The 20,700-nt window shown below is 38.0% G+C and carries 20 protein-coding genes; 7 read left to right on the top strand and 13 right to left on the bottom strand.

The genetic code is table 11. The features are described from left to right. Positions 1–54: 54 nt before the first annotated feature. Together CHI06_RS03190 and CHI06_RS03185 are read left to right on the top strand one after the other, a co-directional pair. Positions 55–1,647 (top strand): long-chain-fatty-acid--CoA ligase, encoded by a 1,593-nt coding sequence (locus CHI06_RS03190; protein WP_095246981.1) that lies wholly within the window; start codon positions 55–57, stop codon positions 1,645–1,647. Positions 1,648–1,844: 197 nt separating this feature from the next. Continuing rightward, complete coding sequence (locus tag CHI06_RS03185) at positions 1,845–2,243, top strand: c-type cytochrome (protein ID WP_095246980.1); 399 nt, start codon at positions 1,845–1,847, stop codon at positions 2,241–2,243. A gap of 240 nt (positions 2,244–2,483) precedes the next feature. Here CHI06_RS03185 and CHI06_RS03180 read toward each other — a convergent pair whose 3' ends face one another. Both CHI06_RS03180 and CHI06_RS03175 read right to left on the bottom strand, forming a co-directional pair. Continuing rightward, a complete protein-coding gene (locus tag CHI06_RS03180) occupies positions 2,484–3,107 on the bottom strand; it encodes an RraA family protein (RefSeq protein ID WP_373558128.1) in 624 nt (207 codons plus the stop codon). A gap of 79 nt (positions 3,108–3,186) precedes the next feature. After that, positions 3,187–4,455: an S-adenosylmethionine decarboxylase related protein gene (locus CHI06_RS03175; protein WP_095246978.1), complete on the bottom strand. Its 1,269-nt coding sequence runs from the start codon at positions 4,453–4,455 to the stop codon at positions 3,187–3,189. 205 nt (positions 4,456–4,660) lie between these two features. Between CHI06_RS03175 and CHI06_RS03170 the strand changes: the two genes are divergently transcribed. Then, a complete protein-coding gene (locus tag CHI06_RS03170; RefSeq protein ID WP_095246977.1) occupies positions 4,661–5,254 on the top strand; it encodes a class I SAM-dependent methyltransferase in 594 nt (197 codons plus the stop codon). A gap of 29 nt (positions 5,255–5,283) precedes the next feature. On the opposite strand, the gene treR is transcribed toward CHI06_RS03170, so the two are convergent. The 3 genes from treR to treP form a co-directional block, all read right to left on the bottom strand. Beyond that, the gene (treR, locus tag CHI06_RS03165) at positions 5,284–6,000 is read right to left on the bottom strand and encodes a trehalose operon repressor (RefSeq protein WP_095246976.1); all 717 of its coding nucleotides are present in this window, start codon (positions 5,998–6,000) and stop codon (positions 5,284–5,286) included. 12 nt (positions 6,001–6,012) lie between these two features. Further along, entirely contained in the window at positions 6,013–7,680 is a 1,668-nt protein-coding gene (treC, locus tag CHI06_RS03160; protein ID WP_095246975.1) for an alpha,alpha-phosphotrehalase, read from the bottom strand. 76 nt (positions 7,681–7,756) lie between these two features. Beyond that, positions 7,757–9,181: a PTS system trehalose-specific EIIBC component gene (gene treP / locus CHI06_RS03155; protein ID WP_095246974.1), complete on the bottom strand. Its 1,425-nt coding sequence runs from the start codon at positions 9,179–9,181 to the stop codon at positions 7,757–7,759. A gap of 479 nt (positions 9,182–9,660) precedes the next feature. Between treP and CHI06_RS03150 the strand changes: the two genes are divergently transcribed. Next, positions 9,661–10,071, top strand: coding sequence for a VOC family protein (locus CHI06_RS03150; protein ID WP_095246973.1), 411 nt, complete (start codon positions 9,661–9,663; stop codon positions 10,069–10,071). Positions 10,072–10,230: 159 nt separating this feature from the next. Here the strand turns inward: CHI06_RS03150 and CHI06_RS03145 are convergent, their stop codons facing one another. The 7 genes from CHI06_RS03145 to CHI06_RS03120 all read right to left on the bottom strand — a co-directional run bounded on the left by CHI06_RS03145 (position 10,231) and on the right by CHI06_RS03120 (position 16,311). Beyond that, entirely contained in the window at positions 10,231–10,623 is a 393-nt protein-coding gene (locus CHI06_RS03145) for a thiol-disulfide oxidoreductase DCC family protein (RefSeq protein WP_095246972.1), read from the bottom strand. 190 nt (positions 10,624–10,813) lie between these two features. Continuing rightward, positions 10,814–11,023, bottom strand: coding sequence for a hypothetical protein (locus CHI06_RS29625; protein WP_179292524.1), 210 nt, complete (start codon positions 11,021–11,023; stop codon positions 10,814–10,816). Positions 11,024–11,064: 41 nt separating this feature from the next. Beyond that, on the bottom strand, positions 11,065–12,255 hold the full coding sequence (locus CHI06_RS03140; protein ID WP_095246971.1) for a M14 family metallopeptidase: 1,191 nt from the start codon (positions 12,253–12,255) through the stop codon (positions 11,065–11,067). A gap of 158 nt (positions 12,256–12,413) precedes the next feature. After that, positions 12,414–13,085: a DUF2642 domain-containing protein gene (locus CHI06_RS03135; protein ID WP_095246970.1), complete on the bottom strand. Its 672-nt coding sequence runs from the start codon at positions 13,083–13,085 to the stop codon at positions 12,414–12,416. A 177-nt stretch (positions 13,086–13,262) separates the two neighbouring features. After that, positions 13,263–14,480, bottom strand: coding sequence for a hypothetical protein (locus tag CHI06_RS03130; RefSeq protein ID WP_095246969.1), 1,218 nt, complete (start codon positions 14,478–14,480; stop codon positions 13,263–13,265). 64 nt (positions 14,481–14,544) lie between these two features. After that, positions 14,545–15,090 carry a hypothetical protein gene (locus CHI06_RS03125; protein WP_095246968.1) on the bottom strand — a complete coding sequence of 182 codons (546 nt, stop codon included), beginning with the start codon at positions 15,088–15,090 and terminating at the stop codon, positions 14,545–14,547. A 153-nt stretch (positions 15,091–15,243) separates the two neighbouring features. After that, positions 15,244–16,311: a CotH kinase family protein gene (locus CHI06_RS03120; protein ID WP_257009149.1), complete on the bottom strand. Its 1,068-nt coding sequence runs from the start codon at positions 16,309–16,311 to the stop codon at positions 15,244–15,246. 324 nt (positions 16,312–16,635) lie between these two features. On the opposite strand from CHI06_RS03120, the gene CHI06_RS03115 reads away from it, so the two are divergent. Continuing rightward, positions 16,636–17,898, top strand: coding sequence for a hypothetical protein (locus CHI06_RS03115; RefSeq protein WP_218833085.1), 1,263 nt, complete (start codon positions 16,636–16,638; stop codon positions 17,896–17,898). Positions 17,899–18,111: 213 nt separating this feature from the next. After that, complete coding sequence (locus CHI06_RS03110) at positions 18,112–19,467, top strand: arsenic transporter (protein ID WP_095246965.1); 1,356 nt, start codon at positions 18,112–18,114, stop codon at positions 19,465–19,467. Between the two features lie 50 nt (positions 19,468–19,517). Here the strand turns inward: CHI06_RS03110 and CHI06_RS03105 are convergent, their stop codons facing one another. Next, entirely contained in the window at positions 19,518–20,126 is a 609-nt protein-coding gene (locus tag CHI06_RS03105; protein WP_179292523.1) for a VanZ family protein, read from the bottom strand. 112 nt (positions 20,127–20,238) lie between these two features. Here CHI06_RS03105 and CHI06_RS03100 point away from each other — a divergent pair, with 112 nt between their 5' ends. After that, positions 20,239–20,604 (top strand): hypothetical protein, encoded by a 366-nt coding sequence (locus CHI06_RS03100; protein ID WP_095246963.1) that lies wholly within the window; start codon positions 20,239–20,241, stop codon positions 20,602–20,604. The last annotated feature ends 96 nt before the right edge of the window (positions 20,605–20,700 follow it).

The raw sequence follows: 20,700 nt of genomic DNA, 5'->3' as shown, positions 1-20,700 counted from the left end.
ATGATAGAATAGTATTAGTTGGAAAATTCAAATTACTAAATTGGGGTGAAGAGAATGAACGTACCATTAGTACTAACTCATTTCCTAGATCGAGCGGCCGCTCAATATGGAGAAAAGACAGCGGTATATTGTGATGAACGGGTATTTACGTACAAGGAATTGAATGCAAGAGTGAATCAGCTTTCACGTGGTTTAAGAGAATTAGGTGTTGAAAAAGGGGACCGTGTAGCCTATTTGGCACCGAATACGGTTGAAATGCTGGAAGGATTTTATGGGGTATTTCAGCTTGGTGCGATCATGGTTCCATTAAATATAAGGCTGATTCCTGAAGATTACTTATTTATCTTAAATCATAGTAAGTCAAAGATACTTTTGGTTGATCAGGACCTCTATCATTTAATCACCCCAATCAAGGATAAGCTAACCACAGTTGAACATATCATCGTTCAGTATAAAAATAAGGAAACTTCAGAGGTAGATTACGATAGCTGGTTAGCAGGATATTCCGGTGCATCCATTAAGCGGGCTGATTTAGATGAAGATGATGTTTGCAGCTTGCTTTATACAAGTGGTACAACCGGAAATCCAAAAGGCGTCATGCTGACGCACCGAAACAATTATTTGCATGCTCTGAGCACGATGCACCATTTGCGTGTTAGTGATAAAGATGTTTATCTGCATGTTCTTCCGATGTTCCATGTAAATGGCTGGGGTTCACCTTTTTATTATACTGCCAATGGTGCTACCCATATTTGTTTAAAAAGAGCCACACCTGAAGCCATTTTTAAGGCAATTGAATCCTTTAAAGTGTCTGTACTGCATATGGCGCCAACGGTATTAAATTCACTTTTACAATATTATGAGAAAACTAGACCAACGATAGAACAAGATGTACGCGTTGTCATTGCGGGTTCTGCACCACCGCCAGCGTTTATTACCCGTGTGGAAAAGGAACTAGGCTGGGAATTTATCCAAGTATACGGAATGACGGAGTCTAGCCCGTTGAGCTTAATTTCTACTATTCGAACCCAGCTTTCACACTTACCGTCAGAGGAGAAGTCTAAAATTAAGGCGAAAGCAGGAGTCCCAATGATTGGCAGTGATGTAAGAGTTGTCGATGAGAATGGAGATGAAGTCACCCAAGATGGAACGCAGATTGGTGAGGTTGTAACACGAGGTCATGGTGTCATGTTAGGTTATTGGAAAAATCCAGAAGCTACGATGGAGGCAATCAGAAACGGATGGCTGCATACTGGTGATATGGGAACAGTTGATGAATATGGTCATATCGATATTGTCGATAGGAAAAAGGATATTATTATTAGCGGCGGGGAAAACATATCATCCATTGAAGTAGAGGGGTCTCTATATGAGCATCCTGCAATTCTTGAGGCAGCGGTTATCGCAATCCCACACGAGAAATGGGGAGAAACACCACATGCATACGTGGTTTTAAGAGAAAATGAGATTGTTAGTGAAGAGGAGATTATCCTGTTCTCAAGGGAAAAATTAGCTCATTTTAAAGCAGTAACAGGAGTAACCATTGTTAAGGAGCTGCCCAAAACAGCTTCAGGAAAAATCCAGAAGATTCACCTCCGCAATGATTATTGGAATTCGAAGGGGAAAAGTGAACGGTTTGTTAATTAAAGAATTACGAAGGAGAAGGGGGCTTGAGAAATCAAGCTTCTTTTTTAATCCCATATTCCAATATCATAGTTATAAAAGGGAATTTCTGAAAATATGATGAAGGTAGGTTTTGCCCATTATATGAATGTTGCACTACATAGGCTTTTTGACTCCACTATTATGGGTAATTCTATAAAAAATTGAATTGAGGTGTTAGCTTGAAGAAGTTTTTGGGTTTTGTATTTTTTATTTTATTACTAGCGCTATTGGCTGCTTGTGGTAATGATGACAAGACAACAAATGAGGAACCAGCAACGGAAGAAACAGCTGGCAGTGCAGATTCAAGCGGAAACGAGGGCTCTGATACTGCAGAGGACCCAGCATCAACATCTCTAGCAGGGAATGAGGTATTTCAAAAGAGCTGCATCACGTGTCACAGTTCTGGTGATATCACTGGAGGGCAAGCAAAGATTGATGGAGCAAAAATTCATACTGACTTTAAAACAAAAGAAGATCTCCTAGCATTTGTCGGAAAGAATATGCCGAAAAGTGCTCCTGGTTCTTTATCACAAGATGAATATCAAGCAGTAGTAGACTATTTATGGGATCAAAAATGAAATAGATTACAAGTAAAGGTATTGGTTTGTAACAGAACCAATACCTTTTTAACATAAAGAAAGGAATAATGTGCAGAATAGTCTGTAAGAAACTTTATAGGATGGGATTCCTGTATGCACATTTTATTTGATATAATTATTAGTTTCATTGTTGAAGTACTCTTTCACGGTGTTATTCGATGGGTGGGGAAATTTATCCACTGGTTTGGTAAGCTATTTAGGGTAATTAAAAAGTAATTCTTATTTTGAGAGTAATTGATCTAGATGTTTCCGTATACCTTCAGGATTTCCGGAAATACTTTCTTCTCTAATTTCGTCTTTTTTCATTTTCTCTATGGAATTAGCCAAAATCTCTTGTTCCCTTGCTTGAGGAATCACAACCACTCCATCTGCATCTCCTATAATGATGTCCCCAGGATTTACTGGAACACCACCACATGAAATCGGTACATTCACTTCACCAACGCCAGCTTTACTACTTGCAGCAACTGTAGTACCCCTCGAGAAGACAGGGTAATTAAGCGCTTTAACTCCTACGATATCACGTATTACACCATCCACTACTAAACCGCCAATACCCAATGTTTGTGCCATACCCACAACAAAATCTCCAGCAATCGCTCTATATTGGTCACCCTTTGCATCCACAACTAAAATATCACCAGGTTTTGCCTTAGAAATAGCTTCTAGGACCGAGAGATTTTCACCAACAGGAATCTTTACGGTGAAAGCTCTACCGGCAACCTTGTACTCTTCCTTAAGTGGTTTAATAGCTGGATGAAAATTATTCAACCCATCCATGGCATCTGATATACAAGTGGTTGGAACACAAAGAAACTCCTTAATAATATTTTCCAAAATCATTCTCCTCTCATAGATATTCTTCCTGTATTAATTATAATTGGTTAACTAAGGAAAAGCTTGGAGAATTTTCTCCAAGCTTTTAATCTCGAAATTCTCTCATTCGGTTTAAAAGAAGTCCATCGGTTTTCTTATTTTCACCAACTACAAAATCCTTCATATAGCAGGTCAAGTATTGCCCATAACGATTGTTTGTTTTTAGTAATAGCTCGTCCACGTAGTAAACGCCTTTAGGAATTTGATCGAGCAGAAGGACGGATAGGGCAGCATAAATACCGCAAGCAACCTGGAAGTAGGTAGCGTTTGTTTTATATTGAGCAAAGATTCTTTCATTTTCCAAAACATTATAAATATAACGCTCTTTGTCCTGATAAACCATCAATACACCAACGAGGTCCTTACCATCAAGCGGAGCCTCAAGGGGGTCAAGAACTTTCATTTCAAAGTCCCACAAAACATCTGTGTCATCCAAATGGCTCCGTATAATTTTTGTGGTATGGTCATTCACCTTGTACAAAAAAGCGCTTTCCATATCATATAATTTACCCAGCGTATAGACTTCTTCATGTGGCATTAAACAACCGAAAAATTGCTTATTCCCTAAAGTTACTTGAAATTCTATATTGTAGACATCTTCATATAGAAAAAGCGGAGTACGATTCTTCATGAACATGGGGTAACATAAAATGGCTTCATCTAGGAAGCATTCTGGAGACCAAGTAGTATAAATTACATCTTTTTTTGCCTGTGCCTTATCCTTGAAAAAAGAGGTATCATGCTCGACGATGTAACAGCCAAGTGGTTTTTCATTCGAATATTGATTCATCAGTTTGAACGCCATCCATTGCACCACTCCCGGATTCATTCCCGAGCAAACAATAGCTGTAATATTCTTAAAGGTGTCTTTATATTTTTCAAAATAATGTAATCGTTCGATGAGTGGGAAACCTGCAAATTGTTCTTCATTATCATCGATATAGGTATTTTCCAAAGCAGAATTAACATATTTGATACCAAGCGCATCACAGCATTGCAGCATTTCAACAGTATCAGCCCATGAAACATCAATAACAATGCTCGTATTAGTACTAGTTAAGTGGTTCATCAACTTTTTTTTATCCTTTAGATTAAACTGGTGGTAGACCATCTTGTGTGTTAAATTCGGAAATAAGTTTTGATAGTACAAAGCTTCCTTTTGTTTATAATCTATTAAGTGAATGGTACTATTAATTATGATTTGATGAATCGGATCTTTATCATTCCGTACAGATTGATTTAAAATGGAAAGAACAGATTTTGCCACACCTCCAGCACTTCCGAAAATAGATATAACAGTTTGGAGATCTTTCATTTCAACACCTCGTCCATATTTTTTATTAAAATATGTTAAAAGGGTAGAATTGGATTGGATTATTTTCTTAGAATAACAAAATTTTGGGTGCAATTTAGGCTACTTTACCTTAAATGCCATTTATTTCATTCAAATGATGATTAATTTTTATCATTATTAATACTAGATTTAGGTAAATAGGATTATATATTTGGAGTTGAAAATTTTGAGTAGTAAATTTGCAAAATGGTATGATTTTTTTATGAGACCCTTGGAACAAAGAAAGTTTAAGAGGATTCGGAGTGAGTTACTAAAAGGTGCGAGTGGGAAGGTGCTTGAACTTGGTTCAGGGACTGGAATTAATTTTCCACTGTATCACAATGTTGATAAAGTTATCGCCATCGAACCAAGTCAGCCTATGATTGACCGATCCTTAATAAAAAAGAAAGCAGCTGTAGTTCCGATAGAAATCGTTAAAGCAAGCGCGGAGAATCTGCCCTTTGAAGATTGTACATTTGATACCGTAGTGGCAACATTGGTATTTTGTACAATCCCAAATGTTGAAAAGGCTATTAATGAGTTAAAAAGAGTATGTAAACCAAATGGGAAAGTCCTCCTGTTCGAACATGTAAAAATGGAAAATGTTGCGCTTAGTAAAATGCAGGAAAGCTTAACGCCTTTTTGGAAAAAAGTTTGTGATGGCTGTTGCTTGGATAGAGAGACATTAAGGGAATTTACAAATCAGGGTTTGAAGATAGAGAGAGTAGAACATTTTTATAAAGATCTCTTTGCTGTGTCTGTATTAAGAAATAAACAATGAGGAAAAACCTCAAATTGCTTTGAGGTTTTTTAGTGTGTTCTGCGGGCAAAGTCAACAAATCTGAATTTATCTGGGCGATGCCGGGATTCCGTAAATTGAAAAAGGCTGGCATCCTCTAAATATACATAGTTTTTGATGACGACAATATTATGAAAACCATCGAGGTCTAAAAACGTACGATCTTCCGCAGTTGGTTCTTCTACGACAATTTCCTTTTTTGCAAAACTAATCTTCAAATTTAGTTCATTCTCCAAGTAGGCATAAATAGAATCCGCACAAATTTCCTCTGTAATAGATGGAACAAATTTAACCGCTAGATAATCTTTATCAAGAATGATTTTCTTGCCGCCAATTTCCCGCGTACGAACAACCTTCCATACTTGATCTTTACCGGAAAGCTGAAGCTGCTGCTTCAGATAGGCGTCAGGCTTGATAATTAATGATAATTCATTGACAATCGTTCGTGGCTTTTTTTCCATTTTGTCTGCGAGTTCCTTAAAGCTCACCAGGCCTGAAACCGGAAAATCAAACTTATTAATATCAATGACAATCGAACCTTTTCCCCTGACCTTTTGGATATAACCATTTTGAGCAAGGAGGTTTAACGCTTTCCTAATCGTTTCTCTAGATGTATCGTACTGTTCCTTCAGTTCATTTTCAGAGGGGAGAAGGGAGTTCGGCGGGATTTCCCCGCTTTTAATTTGATCCACAATCGTATTAAAGATGATTTGGTACTTATTTGTCATAAAAATCTCCTATTATTTTTTCAAGTGATAAACAATGGACTCGTATGGTCGTAATTGTATTTCTTTATCGAGTGGAGCAGAGTCCTCATAATTTGAGAGTAACACAGTTTTTGACAAACCATCAATGTCTAACTTCACTGGGAGCGCATAAGTTGTGTCTTTTCCATAAAAATTATTTATAACTAAGAGCATCTCATTTTCCATTTTTCGAACAAAAGCAAAAATAGATTTATGATCCTCAGAAATCATTTCATAATCACCGTTCGTGATGACATCATACTCTTTTCGTAAGCGAATGAGTTCTTGATAATGATAAAAAATAGAAGTTGAATCCTTTATTGCATTTTCAGCATTAATTTCCTTATAATTTGCCGCAGTATGAATCCACGGAGTGCCGGTAGTAAAGCCAGCATGTTCACACTTATTCCATTGGACTGGAGTACGAGAATTATCCCGTGATTTTTGCTTTAAAATCTCGATAATTTCGTTTTCCGTCATCCCCTCATTTTTCTTAATTTCAAAGATATTAAGTGACTCCACATCTCGGTATTCTTCAATCTGGTCGAACTTCGGATTGGTCATCCCGAATTCTTCCCCTTGGTAGATATAAGGAGTTCCTTGCATCATATGTAGAGTCGTCGCAAGCATTTTAGCTGATTCTTTGTGGTACTGTTGATCATCGCCAAACCTTGAGACCGCACGAGGCTGATCATGGTTGCACCAGAAGAGGGCATTCCAACCGCCGCCTTCATTCATTTCAACTTGCCATTCTGACAGAATATTTTTCAACGCTCGGAAGTCAAATTCCGCTTTCGTCCATTTGTCCCCTTTAGGATAATCCACTTTTAAATGATGAAAGCTGAACGTCATATTAAGCTCTTCTTCACTTGGTTTTGTATACCGAATGCAATTATCGATGGATGTAGATGACATTTCGCCAACTGTCATAATGTCATATTTTGAAAATACTTTTTCATTCATCTCATGGAGGAACTCATGAATTCTTGGTCCGTCGGTATAAAATTTACGTCCATCACTGTCATCTTGAGGGAACTGTTGGTCCTTAGAGATTAAATTAATAACATCCAATCTGAAGCCATCAACACCTTTTTTTAGCCAAAAATGCATCATTTCATATAATGACTCACGAACTTTTGGGTTTTCCCAGTTTAAATCTACCTGGGTAACGTCGAATAAATGGAGGTAGTACTGGCCAGTAGTTTCATCCCATTGCCAGGCTGACCCGCCAAATTTTGATTCCCAATTGGTAGGAGGGAGGCTGTCTTTAGCATCCTTCCAAATATAAAAATCACGGTATGGATTGTCTTTTGAGGATTTTGCTTGCTTGAACCACTCATGTTCAGTGGATGTATGGTTGATGACAATATCCATAATGATTTTGATTCCGCGCTTATGTGCTTCAGCAAGAAGCTTGTCAAAGTCAGCCATCGTGCCATATTCTTCTTGAATGTTGTAATAGTCGCTTATATCATAACCATTATCACGCTGGGGGGATTTATAAATCGGAGTAAGCCAAAGAACATCTACACCTAACTCCTTTAAATAGTCGAGCTTTTCGATGATTCCTTGGATATCGCCGGTACCATTACCGGAAGTATCATTAAAGCTTTTCGGATAAATTTGATATACTACTGCTTTTTTCCACCATGATGTTAACATGATACACACCTGCCTATATTTTTTGAGACGCTAATATGGAAAAGGAGGGAGATGGTCTCCCTCCTAAATTGGAGTATTACTTTTTAAAAGAAAATTTGTTCATACCTGTTTTCGCAAAGATGATTGTTAAAATAAATGGAACCACAATTGCGACTAACATAGCAATTGCAAACATCATCATGTGCTGTGGCTGGATAGATAGGAATCCAGGAAGACCGCCAACACCGATTGAGTTAGCCATTACATCACTACCTACAGAAATAACTGCTGCTACGAGAGAGCCAATCATAGCTGCAAGGAAAGGGAAGCCGTATTTTAAGTTTATACCGAACATAGCCGGCTCTGTAACACCTAGGTAACAAGAGATAGCTGCAGGAATGGAGACTTGCTTTTCTTCTTCATTTTTACGATTGATATAGATCATTGCAAGTACAGCTGAACCTTGAGCAATATTTGATAATGCAATCATTGGCCATAGGTTTGTTCCGCCAAGCTCTGACATTAATTGAAGGTCAATCGCATTTGTCATATGGTGTAAGCCAGTGATAACAAGCGGTGCATAAGCAAAGCCGAAAATAGCAGCAAATAACCAGCCAAATGCAGACGTTAAGCTTGAATACACAACATCAGAAATCCAAGAACCGATTGTCCAACCGATAGGACCTAAAACGATATGTGCAATCAATACAGTTGGAATTAATGCTAAGAAAGGAACAACAATCATTGAGATTGAATTCGGAACAATTTTTCTAAGTCTTAATTCTAAGAAAGAAAGTACAAATCCGGCTAAAATAGCAGGGATAACTTGAGCTTGATAACCAATCATTTCAATTTGAGCAAAACCGAAATCCCAAGTTGGAATTTCTTCTGCACCAGCAACGCCATAGGCATTAAGCAATTGTGGAGAAACCAAGGTAATACCAAGAACGATACCAAGGATAGGTGTAGCACCCATCTTTCTAGCAATGGACCAAGTAATTCCAACTGGAAGGAAGTGGAATACCGCTTCGCCAATCAGCCATAAAAATGCATGGACACCAGCCCAGAATTGTGAAACTTCAACAATGGTCTTCGTCCCATCTTCAAGCAATTTAATATCGCCAATAACATTTCTAAATCCTAGTATTAAACCACCCACAACAAGGGCAGGAATTAATGGTGTGAAAATGTCCGCTAGATGGGCAATCATTCGCTGCAGCCAGTTCATATTTTGCTTTGCCGCAACTTTTGCTTCATCTTTTGTTGTTTCACTTACTCCGGCTACTTTAACAAAATCATTGTAGAAGGTAGAAACATCATTTCCAATGATTACCTGGAATTGTCCTGCTTGGGTAAAAGTACCTTTTACAGGTTTAATAGCTTCAATTTTTGTTACATCTGCTTTGCTTGGATCATTTAAAACAAAGCGCATTCTCGTTACACAATGGGTAACGGCCGCAATGTTTTCCTTACCTCCAACGTGTTCGAGCAGTTCCTTCGCTGACTCAGTGAACTTCGTCATTATTTCTTCCCCCTGTAGGAATTGGAAGTCTCCAATTCTATATATATTTAATTATTACCTTGTATTTACAGGTTCATGTGTACGTTTTCACCTTAACTTTAAACATGTATATACAAGTATTTTGATTACGTTTTCATATTAACTTGTATATACAAGACTGTCAACTAATTATTTTTTTAAAATTTTATAGAAGAGTAAGTAATGATTTACTTATTATAGGAGCTATTATTACAAGTTCATAACTTTTTAGCTTTAACGCTTTAAACTATTGAAAGAAATTTCAAAAAATGTTATGCTTTACTTGTTTAAATTCTTCTGAGTTTAGACCTCCTAAAACTGGGGCTTAGCCTTGACCACTAAGCTCATCTTTTGCCTTTGACATCTGTTCAAAGGTATTTTTTTGTATTATGATTAAAAACTCTATTTTGTGAAAAACTAATATATTGGTGCTTATTTAAAATTTTAGGAGAGTGTTTATTATGAAGGGTCAAATTACGCCATATTTATCTTTTAACGGGAATGCGAAACAAGCATTGGAGTTTTATAAGGAAGCATTAGGTGCGGAAATTACAGGAGTTCAAACATTTGGTGAAGCAGATTACCCAACTCCACCTGAAGCAGATGATCGAATCATGCATGCGCAGCTAAAAAAAGGTGGCATTTCGATTATGTTTTCGGACACCTTCCCAGGTCAGTCGGTCGTTGTGGGGTCTAACATTTCGCTCACGCTTGAGCCTGAGAGTGATGAAGAAATTCAAAATCTATACGATGCTCTTTCTAAGGGCGGCAAGCAGCTTATGGAGCTAGAGGATACTTTTTGGGGTGCGAAATATGGAAGGGTCCAGGATTCCTTCGGGATTATTTGGGAATTGAATTATCAAAAATCATAACAATTAGCAAAAGCACTTTTTTGAGTGCTTTTTTGAATGCAAAAAAAAAGAAAGTGGTGGGGCCACTTTCTAAAGGAGGTATTGTATCATGGGTTACTATAATATATGTACATCTTTGTACAGGCATGTAGTGTACATGTCCATACTTGCAAATTTTTTTTACTCTAAAAACCTCTTTTTCATTTCCAAGGTAGGCAGCATACAGGAATCCTTTTTTCCAAACCATTTGTAACGATTTTTCGCCAAAATGTCATATAGGAAATCTCTAAAAAAAGGAGGGAGGACCTTCAAGATTGTTAAGTATCTCCAGTATCCATCAAGGTACCGAGCAATATGTAGTGCTGCACTAGATTTTATATAAACTTTTTCATTTTCAATGACGATAATACTGTCAATCTTATTATTAACCCTGTATTTGTTTAAAAGCATCTGTCCCGTTTCACTTTGGAGAGAAGCGAACTTAAAATGACACTTCAAATCTCTTTTGATTATGAATTGTACTCCGCTATTACAAAGGTTACATACCCCGTCAAATAATATGATACTTTCCATGCTTCACCTTTTTCTTTTTACACATTCTTTTTATAATATTATATTAAAAATCTCAAAATATCGCTTAATTAAAAACAAAATTTTCTTTAACCTCAGTATTGCTATCGTTATTACTGGCGGATAGCCAGAAATACTGGCGGATAGCCAGAAATACTGGCGGATAGCCAGAAATACTGGCGGATGGCCGGAATTACTGGCGGATAGCCAGAAATACTGGCGGATGGCCAGAAATACTGGCGGATAGCCAGAAATACTGGCGGATAGCTAGAAATACTGGCGGATAGCTAGAAATACTGGCGGATAGCCAGAAATACTGGCGGATAGCCAGAAATACTGGCGGATAATCGGAATTACTCTCGGATAACAAAATTCTACCCACAATTTCCCAAAACATTTTCAAAAAAGAAGACCCATTTCAAATAAGAAATAGGCCATCCTTCATTACATATATAATCCAGCCAAAAAGATTCCAAGTGTCTCCTCATAAATTTCGTCAAATTGGGTCAGAGGGAGGGGGTTTGTTCCTCTGCCAAGCTCGACGGTAAATCCTGGCCGACGCCAATCTTGTATGAACCAATCCTTATATCCAGCATAACTCTCAATGGTTTTAACAGGCTGGTACCCACTGACTCTGGCAAACTCGTTAACTAGAATTTCGGATTCTGGCGGTTCAAGGTTTTCGAATCCCCAGTAAATGACTTCACCCTGGGTATGGAAGGCCAATACTCGTGCAAAATCGCGTCTTCTCGTCAAATCAGCCATCGCAATGGCTTCAGGCTCCGATAAAGGGTGTTCACCTACATAATCCCGCGGTCCAGGTTGGGTAGGATTCCTAGCTTTCTCTAATTCCCAACGGGCAGGGAACTGGTCATTTAGATCAACACCTCTAATATTGGCTTTCCAGCCTGAAAAATCAGTACTGCCACGATTAAGTTCTATCACTCTATTTCTCCATGTTTCATTTTCAGGAGGACCATTCATGACTAGACTAACACCATCAGGATTAACCATTGGCACAAGAGAGAGCAGCGTTTGTTGGTATAGAGGTGAAGTAGATAGACCACGGATGGAGCTTCCATTCGTAAGCGATAAACAGTAATCATTCAAAAACGTCATTAAGATTGGAGTCGTGATCCATTCATTTGCATGAAAAGAAGCATTATAATGAACTCTTTTTCCGCCATTGCCAATAAGAACTTCAGGAATCCGATTGCCAAGTACTGAATTTCCAGCGTTTGTTACACGGAGAAATGGGTAAACATTTTGCAAACGAGCGATATCATTCATCATTCTGCTAAAATCATAATGCTGCTTTCCTTGTACCAGCCTCCAGGTTATCCTAAGTGGAACCCTGATGGTTTGCCCTATAGACAATCGATTCGGATTTACATTAGGGTTAGCAAGCAGCAATGCATCAAGTGAAAGATTACGCCTTTGGGCAATCCCCCAAAAAGAATCACCACGTCTAATCTGATAACTCTGGGCAACAAAACCGGGAATACGAATCCGCTGTCCTGCTGCAAGCTGGTTTGGTTGAATATCACGATTAGAATCGACTATCAGCTGAAGATTTATTCCATACAGTTGGCTGAAATACCATAAAGAATCGCCTTGCCTCACATAGATATCCATGTAATCCTCCTGATGGTCATAATGGTATTATTAAAAATGTATGCATCGAAGGTGAGCCTTTATGTAAGTTATCATGCATTTCTAGTGTAGTACTACGAACAAATAAAGAGTGTCGTAGACACTCTGTAGGTAGTAATGTGGAGCACTGATCTTATTATTTACGTCATATGGACGGTTTTGATATGTTGAAGATTTAAAAAGACCGGGTTTCCTTTAGCCGTGATCAATTCAATGAAATTATTTTTTATTCCCATGATTTTCCCCATAACATTCTCATTTTCTCCAATATTAAATACAATTAATGTTCCAACTAATTTTTCAATCTGGACTTCAAATGAACGTGCGAATGTTATGTTAGATGGATTAACTGGCAAATTCGCGTTGCTTAAACCATAGGGACGCTGGTTATTTGTATACGGAATTAACCATTTTAAATGGTTGAGGGAGATAAACATCGTTTTATAAATAGGAGAGTAAAAAACAAAATAATTGTTCATGATGCTGATAATATAACCGTGAATGGCTTGTTTACTCGTAACATATATTTCTGTGAAAATGCCCTTTGCTGCCGTGAGGGTTTTTCGCAATGAAATTTCCTCATTAGGGTTAAATATAGGTGATTGGTCATCTGATAGAGTAATGATTTCATCAATTTCTTCTTCTTTCGGAAACTTCCAATTTTGAATATGAACGGTAGGGATGTATAAATAATCATAACCATTGTAAATAACCCACAAGTCACTGCCGATGTCGATTAAGATTCCGCTTATAGGCTTATTTCCGGAGATTTCTAGTTTAATATAGGTACCAATATGGTCTTTTATTTTCATTTTATCACATCCTTTCTAGTAAAATGATTCTACAATAAGAGAGGGCCGCATAATTGGAATCTACTAGGATAGATGCCCTGCTCTTTATTGTAAAATTTATGATGGGTAATATTCGGCACAGGAATAAGGAATTTTGGTTTACGGATAATCATTTGCTGCCATAAGTTAGGGGAGTGATTAAATACGTTTTTGTGATTGATTCCGATTTGGCCAACCAGAGAAGATGGACCTGCGGTCAAAATCACGCGTTGCTGGTTCACCAGAAAAACGAGATGCCCCAACTTCTTGTGCCTTCGGTTTTTTATCCTCTTTTTTACTTTCTACTTGGTTTCTTTTTGTCTTTTCTATTTTCATTAGAGGATTCGTATCAATCGTTTCTTTTACTTGTTTCACTTTATTAATTAACTCCTGTGGAGATTTCGCCGTTCCTTCATTTTTCGTTTCAGGTTCAGATTTCTTTTGCTCGCGTACAGGCTGTTTTACTTGGACTCTTTTATCAACCTTGGAACTAGTTGGTTTTTGGATACTTTCTTTATCGTGCTTAACGATGTTTTGAATGACCACTTCTGATTTTTGTTTTTTAACTTCCTCTTGATGCGTTTGAGGTAATTCAGTTTTTGACCATTTACTTTCGATGTGGCTGTTTTGCCTTACATTTTGAGGAATGCTCTCATTGTGTGCATTTTGCTTTTTTTCTTCTTTAACTATTTTTATGTCATTGCTAATCTTTGCGACTGGTAATGAGTTTTTAACAGGTTCAGTCCAAACCCTTTTTTCCGTTTCCGGTTGATTCACACTTACTTTTGGAGAGACAACTGCATCATTTTCTATTATATTCGCTACTACGGGCTGCTGAAGATTCGACTCCTGTTTCACGAAAACTTGAGTTTCCACATAATTGTCATTTGTATCTTCTGTGTTACTTTCGGAAACAGCTGATTCCGTTTCATTTTTGTTTTCTTCTTGTTTTTCTTCTTTCCGATAGCCTTTTAATATATTTGAAATGTGCGAGATTTTGATTAAAATGCGGTCTTCGCCATTAATCAAGGTAACGAAGTCAGCATCGACGATACTTAAAACGCCGGTAAATGATTGCTTATTTAAGCACAGTATAGATACCCATGAATTCTTTAATGAGCTTAATAAGTCCGCTAAACTTTGAGTTTGCATAAATTCAGTGGTGATGTCTTCACCTTTATACTGTTTCGTATTTTTTGTTATCGCCTGAATTTTGTCAATGCTATAGTAATAGACGTATTGATTTTCATCTTCAATGATAATATGATCGGTTTCTACGCCCATTAATTTTCCTTTTATAATTTCTTCACCAACGTATAGATTCACATAAAAGCCTTTTAGTAAATCTACAGTTGATGAAAAATTATCTGATCCCATTCAAACTTCCTCCTTAGGGTAAATTTGTCGCTTCTCTTTAGAGAAGCGACAAGAGTTCTATTTGTCATTGTCTTACTTGAGAATTTTCTGCACGGACAACTCTTTGTCTCACTACTTGCTTTTCTGTTTGAGACATAGTGTTTTGCTCAGAACCTTGATCTTTACTTTCTTCTTTGTTTTCACTTTCGATTTTCAAACCATAGCTAATATTTCGGATATGCCACATAGATACACGAACAACTTCTTCTTTACTAATTAACGATAAGAAGTCCTTGTTGATTTCACTAATTACACCCTCTAATTTTTCTGGACCTCCACGGTTAATTCTTACCCATTGGAATTTTAGGCTTTCTAAAAGACCTTGGAAGTTAGCTGCGCTTTTAAATTCAAAGTTTTCAGGGACCTCAATCCCGATATCCATCGTGTCCTTTGAATTTTCAGTTACACTTTTGACATGGTGAGTATTGTAATAAATCACCCCGTCATCCTTTGTTAACACTACCAGGTGATCGTCAAGAACAGCCATTAATTTCCCAATTCTTGATTCTGGTCCACCTCTGTCAACCTTGATCGTCTTCCCCACTAAAGACTTCCACATGTCGTTATTCACAATATATATCCTCCTTTAAATAAATAAACTTTTACACTGCATTTATATGTGTCACGGTGTGATGTTGTACTAAACGACGAGCCTTTTTTCTTAGCTTTTTGAAAAAATAGGCAAAAAAAAGGTATATGGAGTTCATATACCGTGTTAAAAGGGTCATAAAAATGCCAGTTCTTTTTTTAAATAACCATTTCTATTTATAATAAACTTCAGAATGACATCTATTTCTTTATCAAAATATTCCTCATCCATATTTATATAGGGATCTGTCCTAATAAACGGCTTTAATGTTTGAAATTGGTCTTTAATTATCGGTTCCAATGTTCCCACATTAAAGTGATTTTCTAAAATGGAAGACATGATTTCCTTGTATTTAGATCGATATGGGTAAATATGGAGAATCCTGCCCGTCAATGTATTATAGCCACTAAGGGGAACAAAATCGTGTTCTAGCGTTCTTCCATGAAGGTCTCTTCCCCAGGTCCCATCATAGTCCCAAGGGGTTATTTCAAACAGGTTGTTTTTGGTATTTAGGTAAAGAGCATAGTTATGGATAAAGCCATCAAAGTTCTGAGTACAAACAACACCAGCAAGCCATCTTAGGTATTTCTCAATATCTAGGATTTTACCAACTTCCTTTTCAAACTCCTCATTAGGAAAGGTGTTGATCATTTCAATGAAGTCCTCTAACAAAGATAGATCATTTGGTTCTCCATATTTTATCGTGTATCCTTCATCTAAACTGGTTTTTAGTTCGTTCTCAGGCGAGAGTAAGGAAAAGTTTGCAAAATAATTGGTGGCATATATGATGGGTCCAACTGGAAGATTTCTTTTTTTCAAAAGATGTTGATCAAACGATTCCAGCTCTAAATATATTCCTTTACAAAAACCATTTATATAAAGAAGTACGTGCTTAGAGTGTGGAGAAATTACACCAATACGATCGAAAAAATCAAGAGAGAGCTTATTGCGGCTCAGTGAAATGTCATCGTATTCTGCATTTAGATGAATTTCGTGAGCAGCTTCGACGAAATAAGGGTTTTGAAAAATAATATTATAGGACTTTTTCTTCTTCTTTCTAATCACATTTCCCCGATAAGTGATTCCGATCTTGTATCGATTATCGTCAATTTTTAAGACTGCAGGGAAATGCTCATTCTCCCAAATATCATCTTCCATTTTCTGAAGCCATTTTGGATTAATGAAAATTTCGTATTTTAACACGTAAATACTCCTATACATACATTTTTTCTAGATAGTATGCAGCTTCCCGTTTGAATGTGCAGTACAAACATCCACTATTTTGATATAGGACAAATGTGGACACTTAAATATTTGTGAAATGAATTTTAAAAATATATGTTTGTCTATATCAAGTACCGCTTTATTACCATAAATTAGAGTGAAAATACTATTTTTATGGAAAGTGGTGGAAAACCCAGATGAAGAAGGACATGAATCAGATGCTGTCAAAAGCGAAGGATAATGGCGTCGTTTTATTTCTAAATAACAATCCAGATGAGAAGCAAGACAAAAAATGTTTCTGTGATGGTACGGATTCTAGTGGAAGTAAAGGCAGCAGCGGGTCAGAAGGAAGTAGGGGAAGTAAAGGGTCAAGCGGTAGTCATGGGTCTTGCGGCAGTAAAGGAAGCAAGGGATCTGATGGAACTAGAGGGTCCAAGGGTTCACGGGGTTCGGGTGGGTCTCGAAAAGGTCCTAAAGGCCGAAAAGGTCCAAAGGGTCCAAAAGGAAGAAAAGGCAAACGCGGATCTGATGGAAGTAGAGGATCTAAAGGATCGCAGGGTTCTGGCGGTAGCAAAGGTTCTAGGGGTTCACGCGGCTCTGGCGGAAGCAAAGGTTCTAGGGGTTCAAACAAAGGATCTAACGGCGGTTATGGTTATGGCGGTAAAAACTCTGGCGGAAGTAAAGGCAGCAAAGGATCCAGTGGTTCCAGTGGATCTCGTGGCAGCAAAGGTCCTAAAGGACCTAAGGGGCGAAAAGGACCAAAGGGTAGAAAAGGCAGACATGGTTCAGGTGGAAGCAAAGGTTCTAAGGGTTCTCATGGCTCTGGCGGAAGCAAAGGTTCCAAAGGCACTCATGGCTCTGGCGGAAGCAAAGGTTCCAAAGGCTCTCATGGTTCTAGCGGAAGTAAGGGTTCCAGAGGTTCTCATGGTTCGGGCGGAAGTAAGGGTTCAAAAGGCTCTCATGGTTCTGGTGGAAGTAAGGGTTCTAATGGCGGTTATGGTTATGGTGGTAAAAAAGGATCTAAGGGTAGTAAGGGCTCTAATGGAAACAAAGGTTCCAAAGGCAGTAAAGGCTCACATGGCTCCAATGGTTCCAAAGGTAGTAAAGGCTCACATGGCTCCAATGGTTCCAAAGGCAGTAAAGGATCGCACGGTAGCAAAGGTCCCAAAGGAGGGAAAGGATCGCAAGGCTCAAAAGGGTCCAAGGGCAATAAGGGTTCTGGCGGAAGCAAAGGTTCCAAAGGCAGCAAAGGCTCACACGGCTCCAATGGTTCCAAAGGCAGTAAAGGATCGCATGGCTCAAAAGGGTCCAAGGGCAGTAAGGGTTCTGGCGGAAGCAAAGGTTCCAAAGGCAATAAAGGCTCACACGGTAGCAAAGGTTCCAAAGGGGCCAAGGGAAATAAGGGTTCTGGCGGAAGCAAAGGATCTAAAGGCAGTAAAGGCTCACACGGCAGCAAGGGCTCAAAAGGAAAAAAATAATAAATCTCAAACCGGTACTAACGGAGTACCGGTTTTTTGTGGTTGCCACAAAATCCGTAAGATAGTTGCCTATATAGGCACCCTCTAGGCACTGGTTTAGCTACTAAAAGTGTAGGCGTTAATCCAACCATTATTTCAAGAAAATTTCTAGATACCTGCTGATTTACATAAATTCAAGATATTCGTTTAGTTCAAGCCCCTAAGGAACTACGTATGATAAAGCAAAGGACAAGAGAAGACAGAAAAAAGGAGAATTTTTAGAATGAAATTTTAGATGGTTGAAAGGAGAGAAATAAATTATATGTATCATCCAACGACGGTGATCATTACCATATTTGCTTTTTTTCTAACTATGGTAATGATATTTATCCGTCCGAAAAATATGAATGAAGCGATTCCAGCAACGATTGGGGCATTCATCGTAATGTTAAGCGGCAGCGTTTCGCTAACTGATTTGTTGGATATAAGCTCGAAAGTAACAGGAGCGGCGGTAACGATTATCGCAACCATCGTTATGGCCATTGTACTGGAAAGTTTCGGCTTCTTTAGATGGACGGCAGCACTAATGTTAAAAGTATCAAAAGGGTCCGGAATTCGTTTGTTCTGGTATACATTATTACTATGTTTTTTGATGACAATGTTCTTTAACAATGATGGCAGTATTCTCATTACCACACCAATACTCATCTTAATTTTTAAAAATATCGGTTTAAAGAACCGCGAAAAGATTCCCTATTTATTAAGCGGTGCCTTAATTGCAACTGCTTCGAGTGCACCAATAGGAGTAAGTAATATTGTCAATTTAATTGCACTGAAAATTATCGGTATGGATCTCTATCTACAAACAGCCATGATGTTTGTTCCAGCTACCATAGGACTACTATTTTTGGCTTATCTGCTCCTCCTCGTTTTCAGGAAGGACATCCCTAAAGAAATCCGACTCCATTCCTTCACCTTGCCATTGTTAAATAACAACCGCTTTCATCCACTACAAAGAAAAAACGAGGATATGTTTGAAAAACAAAAGAAACTAATGGTCCAAATGCTCATCTTTGTATTTATCGTTAGGATCAGCCTATTTGTCGCCTCATTTTTGAATATTTCTGTTTCATTGGTTGCTGTTCTTGGTTCAATCATTTTATTAATTTGGAGATGGATTCATTTAAAGAAAAATCCAAAAGACGTTTTAACCAAAATTCCTTGGCATATCTTAATTTTCGCTTTCAGCATGTATATTCTAATATATGGATTACACAATATTGGATTAACGACCCTGATGGTGGACCAACTAAGTTCCATTGTTAATGGCAGTTTACTTCACGCCAGTGTAACCATGGGAATCATAACAGCCTTCTTATCCAATATTTTTAACAACCATCCTGCCTTAATGGTTTCGACACTGGCATTAACTGAAATGGGATTAAAACCATTATTAACCCAGACCGTCTACTTGGCTAACATTATTGGGAGTGATATCGGTTCCTTAATCCTGCCTATAGGGACCCTGGCAACATTACTATGGATGGATATCCTCAAGAAGAATAATATTAAAATATCCTGGTTGGAGTATATTAAAGTTACCATTATTGTCATTCCGCCAACATTAGTCTTCACACTCCTAAGTTTATACCTATGGTTACTGCTCGTCTTTGTTTAAAATTAGTGTAAAGGATTCACCTTCAGGGGGGTCCTTATTTTTCTTTATTTTTAGATTTTAAAAATCTTTGAAAAAAGAGGATATTCAAGATAACCAATAAAAAATCCTAGTAAATTTAAGATAAAATCATCAATATCCAGGCTGCCTCTTAAAGTAAAATATTGAAGCAACTCTAACAAGGAAATGAAAAGAATAGGAATATAAACTAATTGAAAAATACTGCGTTGTTTCATTTTCAGAAAAATTCCAAATGGAATGAACAAGGCTATATTTGCTGCCAAATTATAAAAAGAAACCAATCCGTTCGCCTCACCAGATAAATAAAAGCTAATGGTGGAAAAGGGGACAAGGTTTATAGATTGATAGATTTGGTCATTGGGTCGAAAGAATAGCAAAATGAATAAAGCAATAGAGTAAAGTACTAATAGAATACGAATTTTTGAATAGGGAAGATGTAAGGTTTGTTTGCGAATTAATAAGACTATGAAGAAGACTGCCAATACCAAACAGAATAAAATAACACCTAGACCAACTGGGTGAAGATAAACCATTAATTGAAATAGGACAGGAGACAATATTAGAAATAGTACGATAGATATAATCAAGGATACTAGAAATGATTTTTTCATAGAACCGACCTCTTTAACGATTTCTTTCATTATATCACCCCTTCCATTATTTAAGGAAGGAATGCTGCGGGCGCCCATTCCCTTGGACACCTATCCTGCATACAGTAATAGGAAAGATTTTCGCAAGGGGATGAATAATAAGATGGATGTAAGTAGGTTCGGTGGGCATCACGGCGGACATCACGGTGGGCATCATGGAGGCCACCACGGAGGTCATCATGGGGGGCATCATGGCGGGCACCATGGCGGGCATCATGGCGGGCACCATGGCGGGCACCATGGCGGGCACCATGGCGGACATCATGGCGGGCATCATGGTCACTATCATGGATATGGTTATGGAGGATATGGTGGAGCTCCGTTTGTGGGAGGTTTAGTTGGGGGATTGGCAGCAGGAGCGTGGGCATCTCCAGGCTATGGTGGATATCCCTATCCGTACCCAGCACCATATCCAGTACCAACGCCATATCCAACAGGGTACTATCCATATGGCTACCCAACATATTAATAACAATGTCAATCAGTCCTTTCAGCCGAAAGGGCTTTTTTAGATTTAGATTATGTTAAAGCTTAATATTGATTTTGGCATTCTGTTGATTTGTGC

Origin of the sequence: Bacillus sp. 7884-1 (genome assembly GCF_002272245.1) — a bacterium.
Classification (GTDB): domain Bacteria; phylum Bacillota; class Bacilli; order Bacillales; family Cytobacillaceae; genus Neobacillus.
Note: the sequence above shows the minus strand (reverse complement) of the source record. Positions and strands in the feature narration are given on the sequence as shown.

What these genes read in the sequence shown, in the direction of transcription:
- CHI06_RS03190 (WP_095246981.1), top strand. Translation starts at nt 55, where the DNA reads ATGAACGTACCATTAGTACTAACTCATTTCCTAGATCGAGCGGCCGCT.
- CHI06_RS03180 (WP_373558128.1), bottom strand. Translation starts at nt 3,107, where the DNA reads ATGATTTTGGAAAATATTATTAAGGAGTTTCTTTGTGTTCCAACCACT.
- CHI06_RS03175 (WP_095246978.1), bottom strand. Translation starts at nt 4,455, where the DNA reads ATGAAAGATCTCCAAACTGTTATATCTATTTTCGGAAGTGCTGGAGGT.
- treR (WP_095246976.1), bottom strand. Translation starts at nt 6,000, where the DNA reads ATGACAAATAAGTACCAAATCATCTTTAATACGATTGTGGATCAAATT.
- treC (WP_095246975.1), bottom strand. Translation starts at nt 7,680, where the DNA reads ATGTTAACATCATGGTGGAAAAAAGCAGTAGTATATCAAATTTATCCG.
- treP (WP_095246974.1), bottom strand. Translation starts at nt 9,181, where the DNA reads ATGACGAAGTTCACTGAGTCAGCGAAGGAACTGCTCGAACACGTTGGA.
- CHI06_RS03150 (WP_095246973.1), top strand. Translation starts at nt 9,661, where the DNA reads ATGAAGGGTCAAATTACGCCATATTTATCTTTTAACGGGAATGCGAAA.
- CHI06_RS03145 (WP_095246972.1), bottom strand. Translation starts at nt 10,623, where the DNA reads ATGGAAAGTATCATATTATTTGACGGGGTATGTAACCTTTGTAATAGC.
- CHI06_RS03140 (WP_095246971.1), bottom strand. Translation starts at nt 12,255, where the DNA reads ATGGATATCTATGTGAGGCAAGGCGATTCTTTATGGTATTTCAGCCAA.
- CHI06_RS03135 (WP_095246970.1), bottom strand. Translation starts at nt 13,085, where the DNA reads ATGAAAATAAAAGACCATATTGGTACCTATATTAAACTAGAAATCTCC.
- CHI06_RS03130 (WP_095246969.1), bottom strand. Translation starts at nt 14,480, where the DNA reads ATGGGATCAGATAATTTTTCATCAACTGTAGATTTACTAAAAGGCTTT.
- CHI06_RS03115 (WP_218833085.1), top strand. Translation starts at nt 16,636, where the DNA reads ATGGTACGGATTCTAGTGGAAGTAAAGGCAGCAGCGGGTCAGAAGGAA.
- CHI06_RS03110 (WP_095246965.1), top strand. Translation starts at nt 18,112, where the DNA reads ATGTATCATCCAACGACGGTGATCATTACCATATTTGCTTTTTTTCTA.
- CHI06_RS03105 (WP_179292523.1), bottom strand. Translation starts at nt 20,126, where the DNA reads ATGAAAGAAATCGTTAAAGAGGTCGGTTCTATGAAAAAATCATTTCTA.
- CHI06_RS03100 (WP_095246963.1), top strand. Translation starts at nt 20,239, where the DNA reads ATGGATGTAAGTAGGTTCGGTGGGCATCACGGCGGACATCACGGTGGG.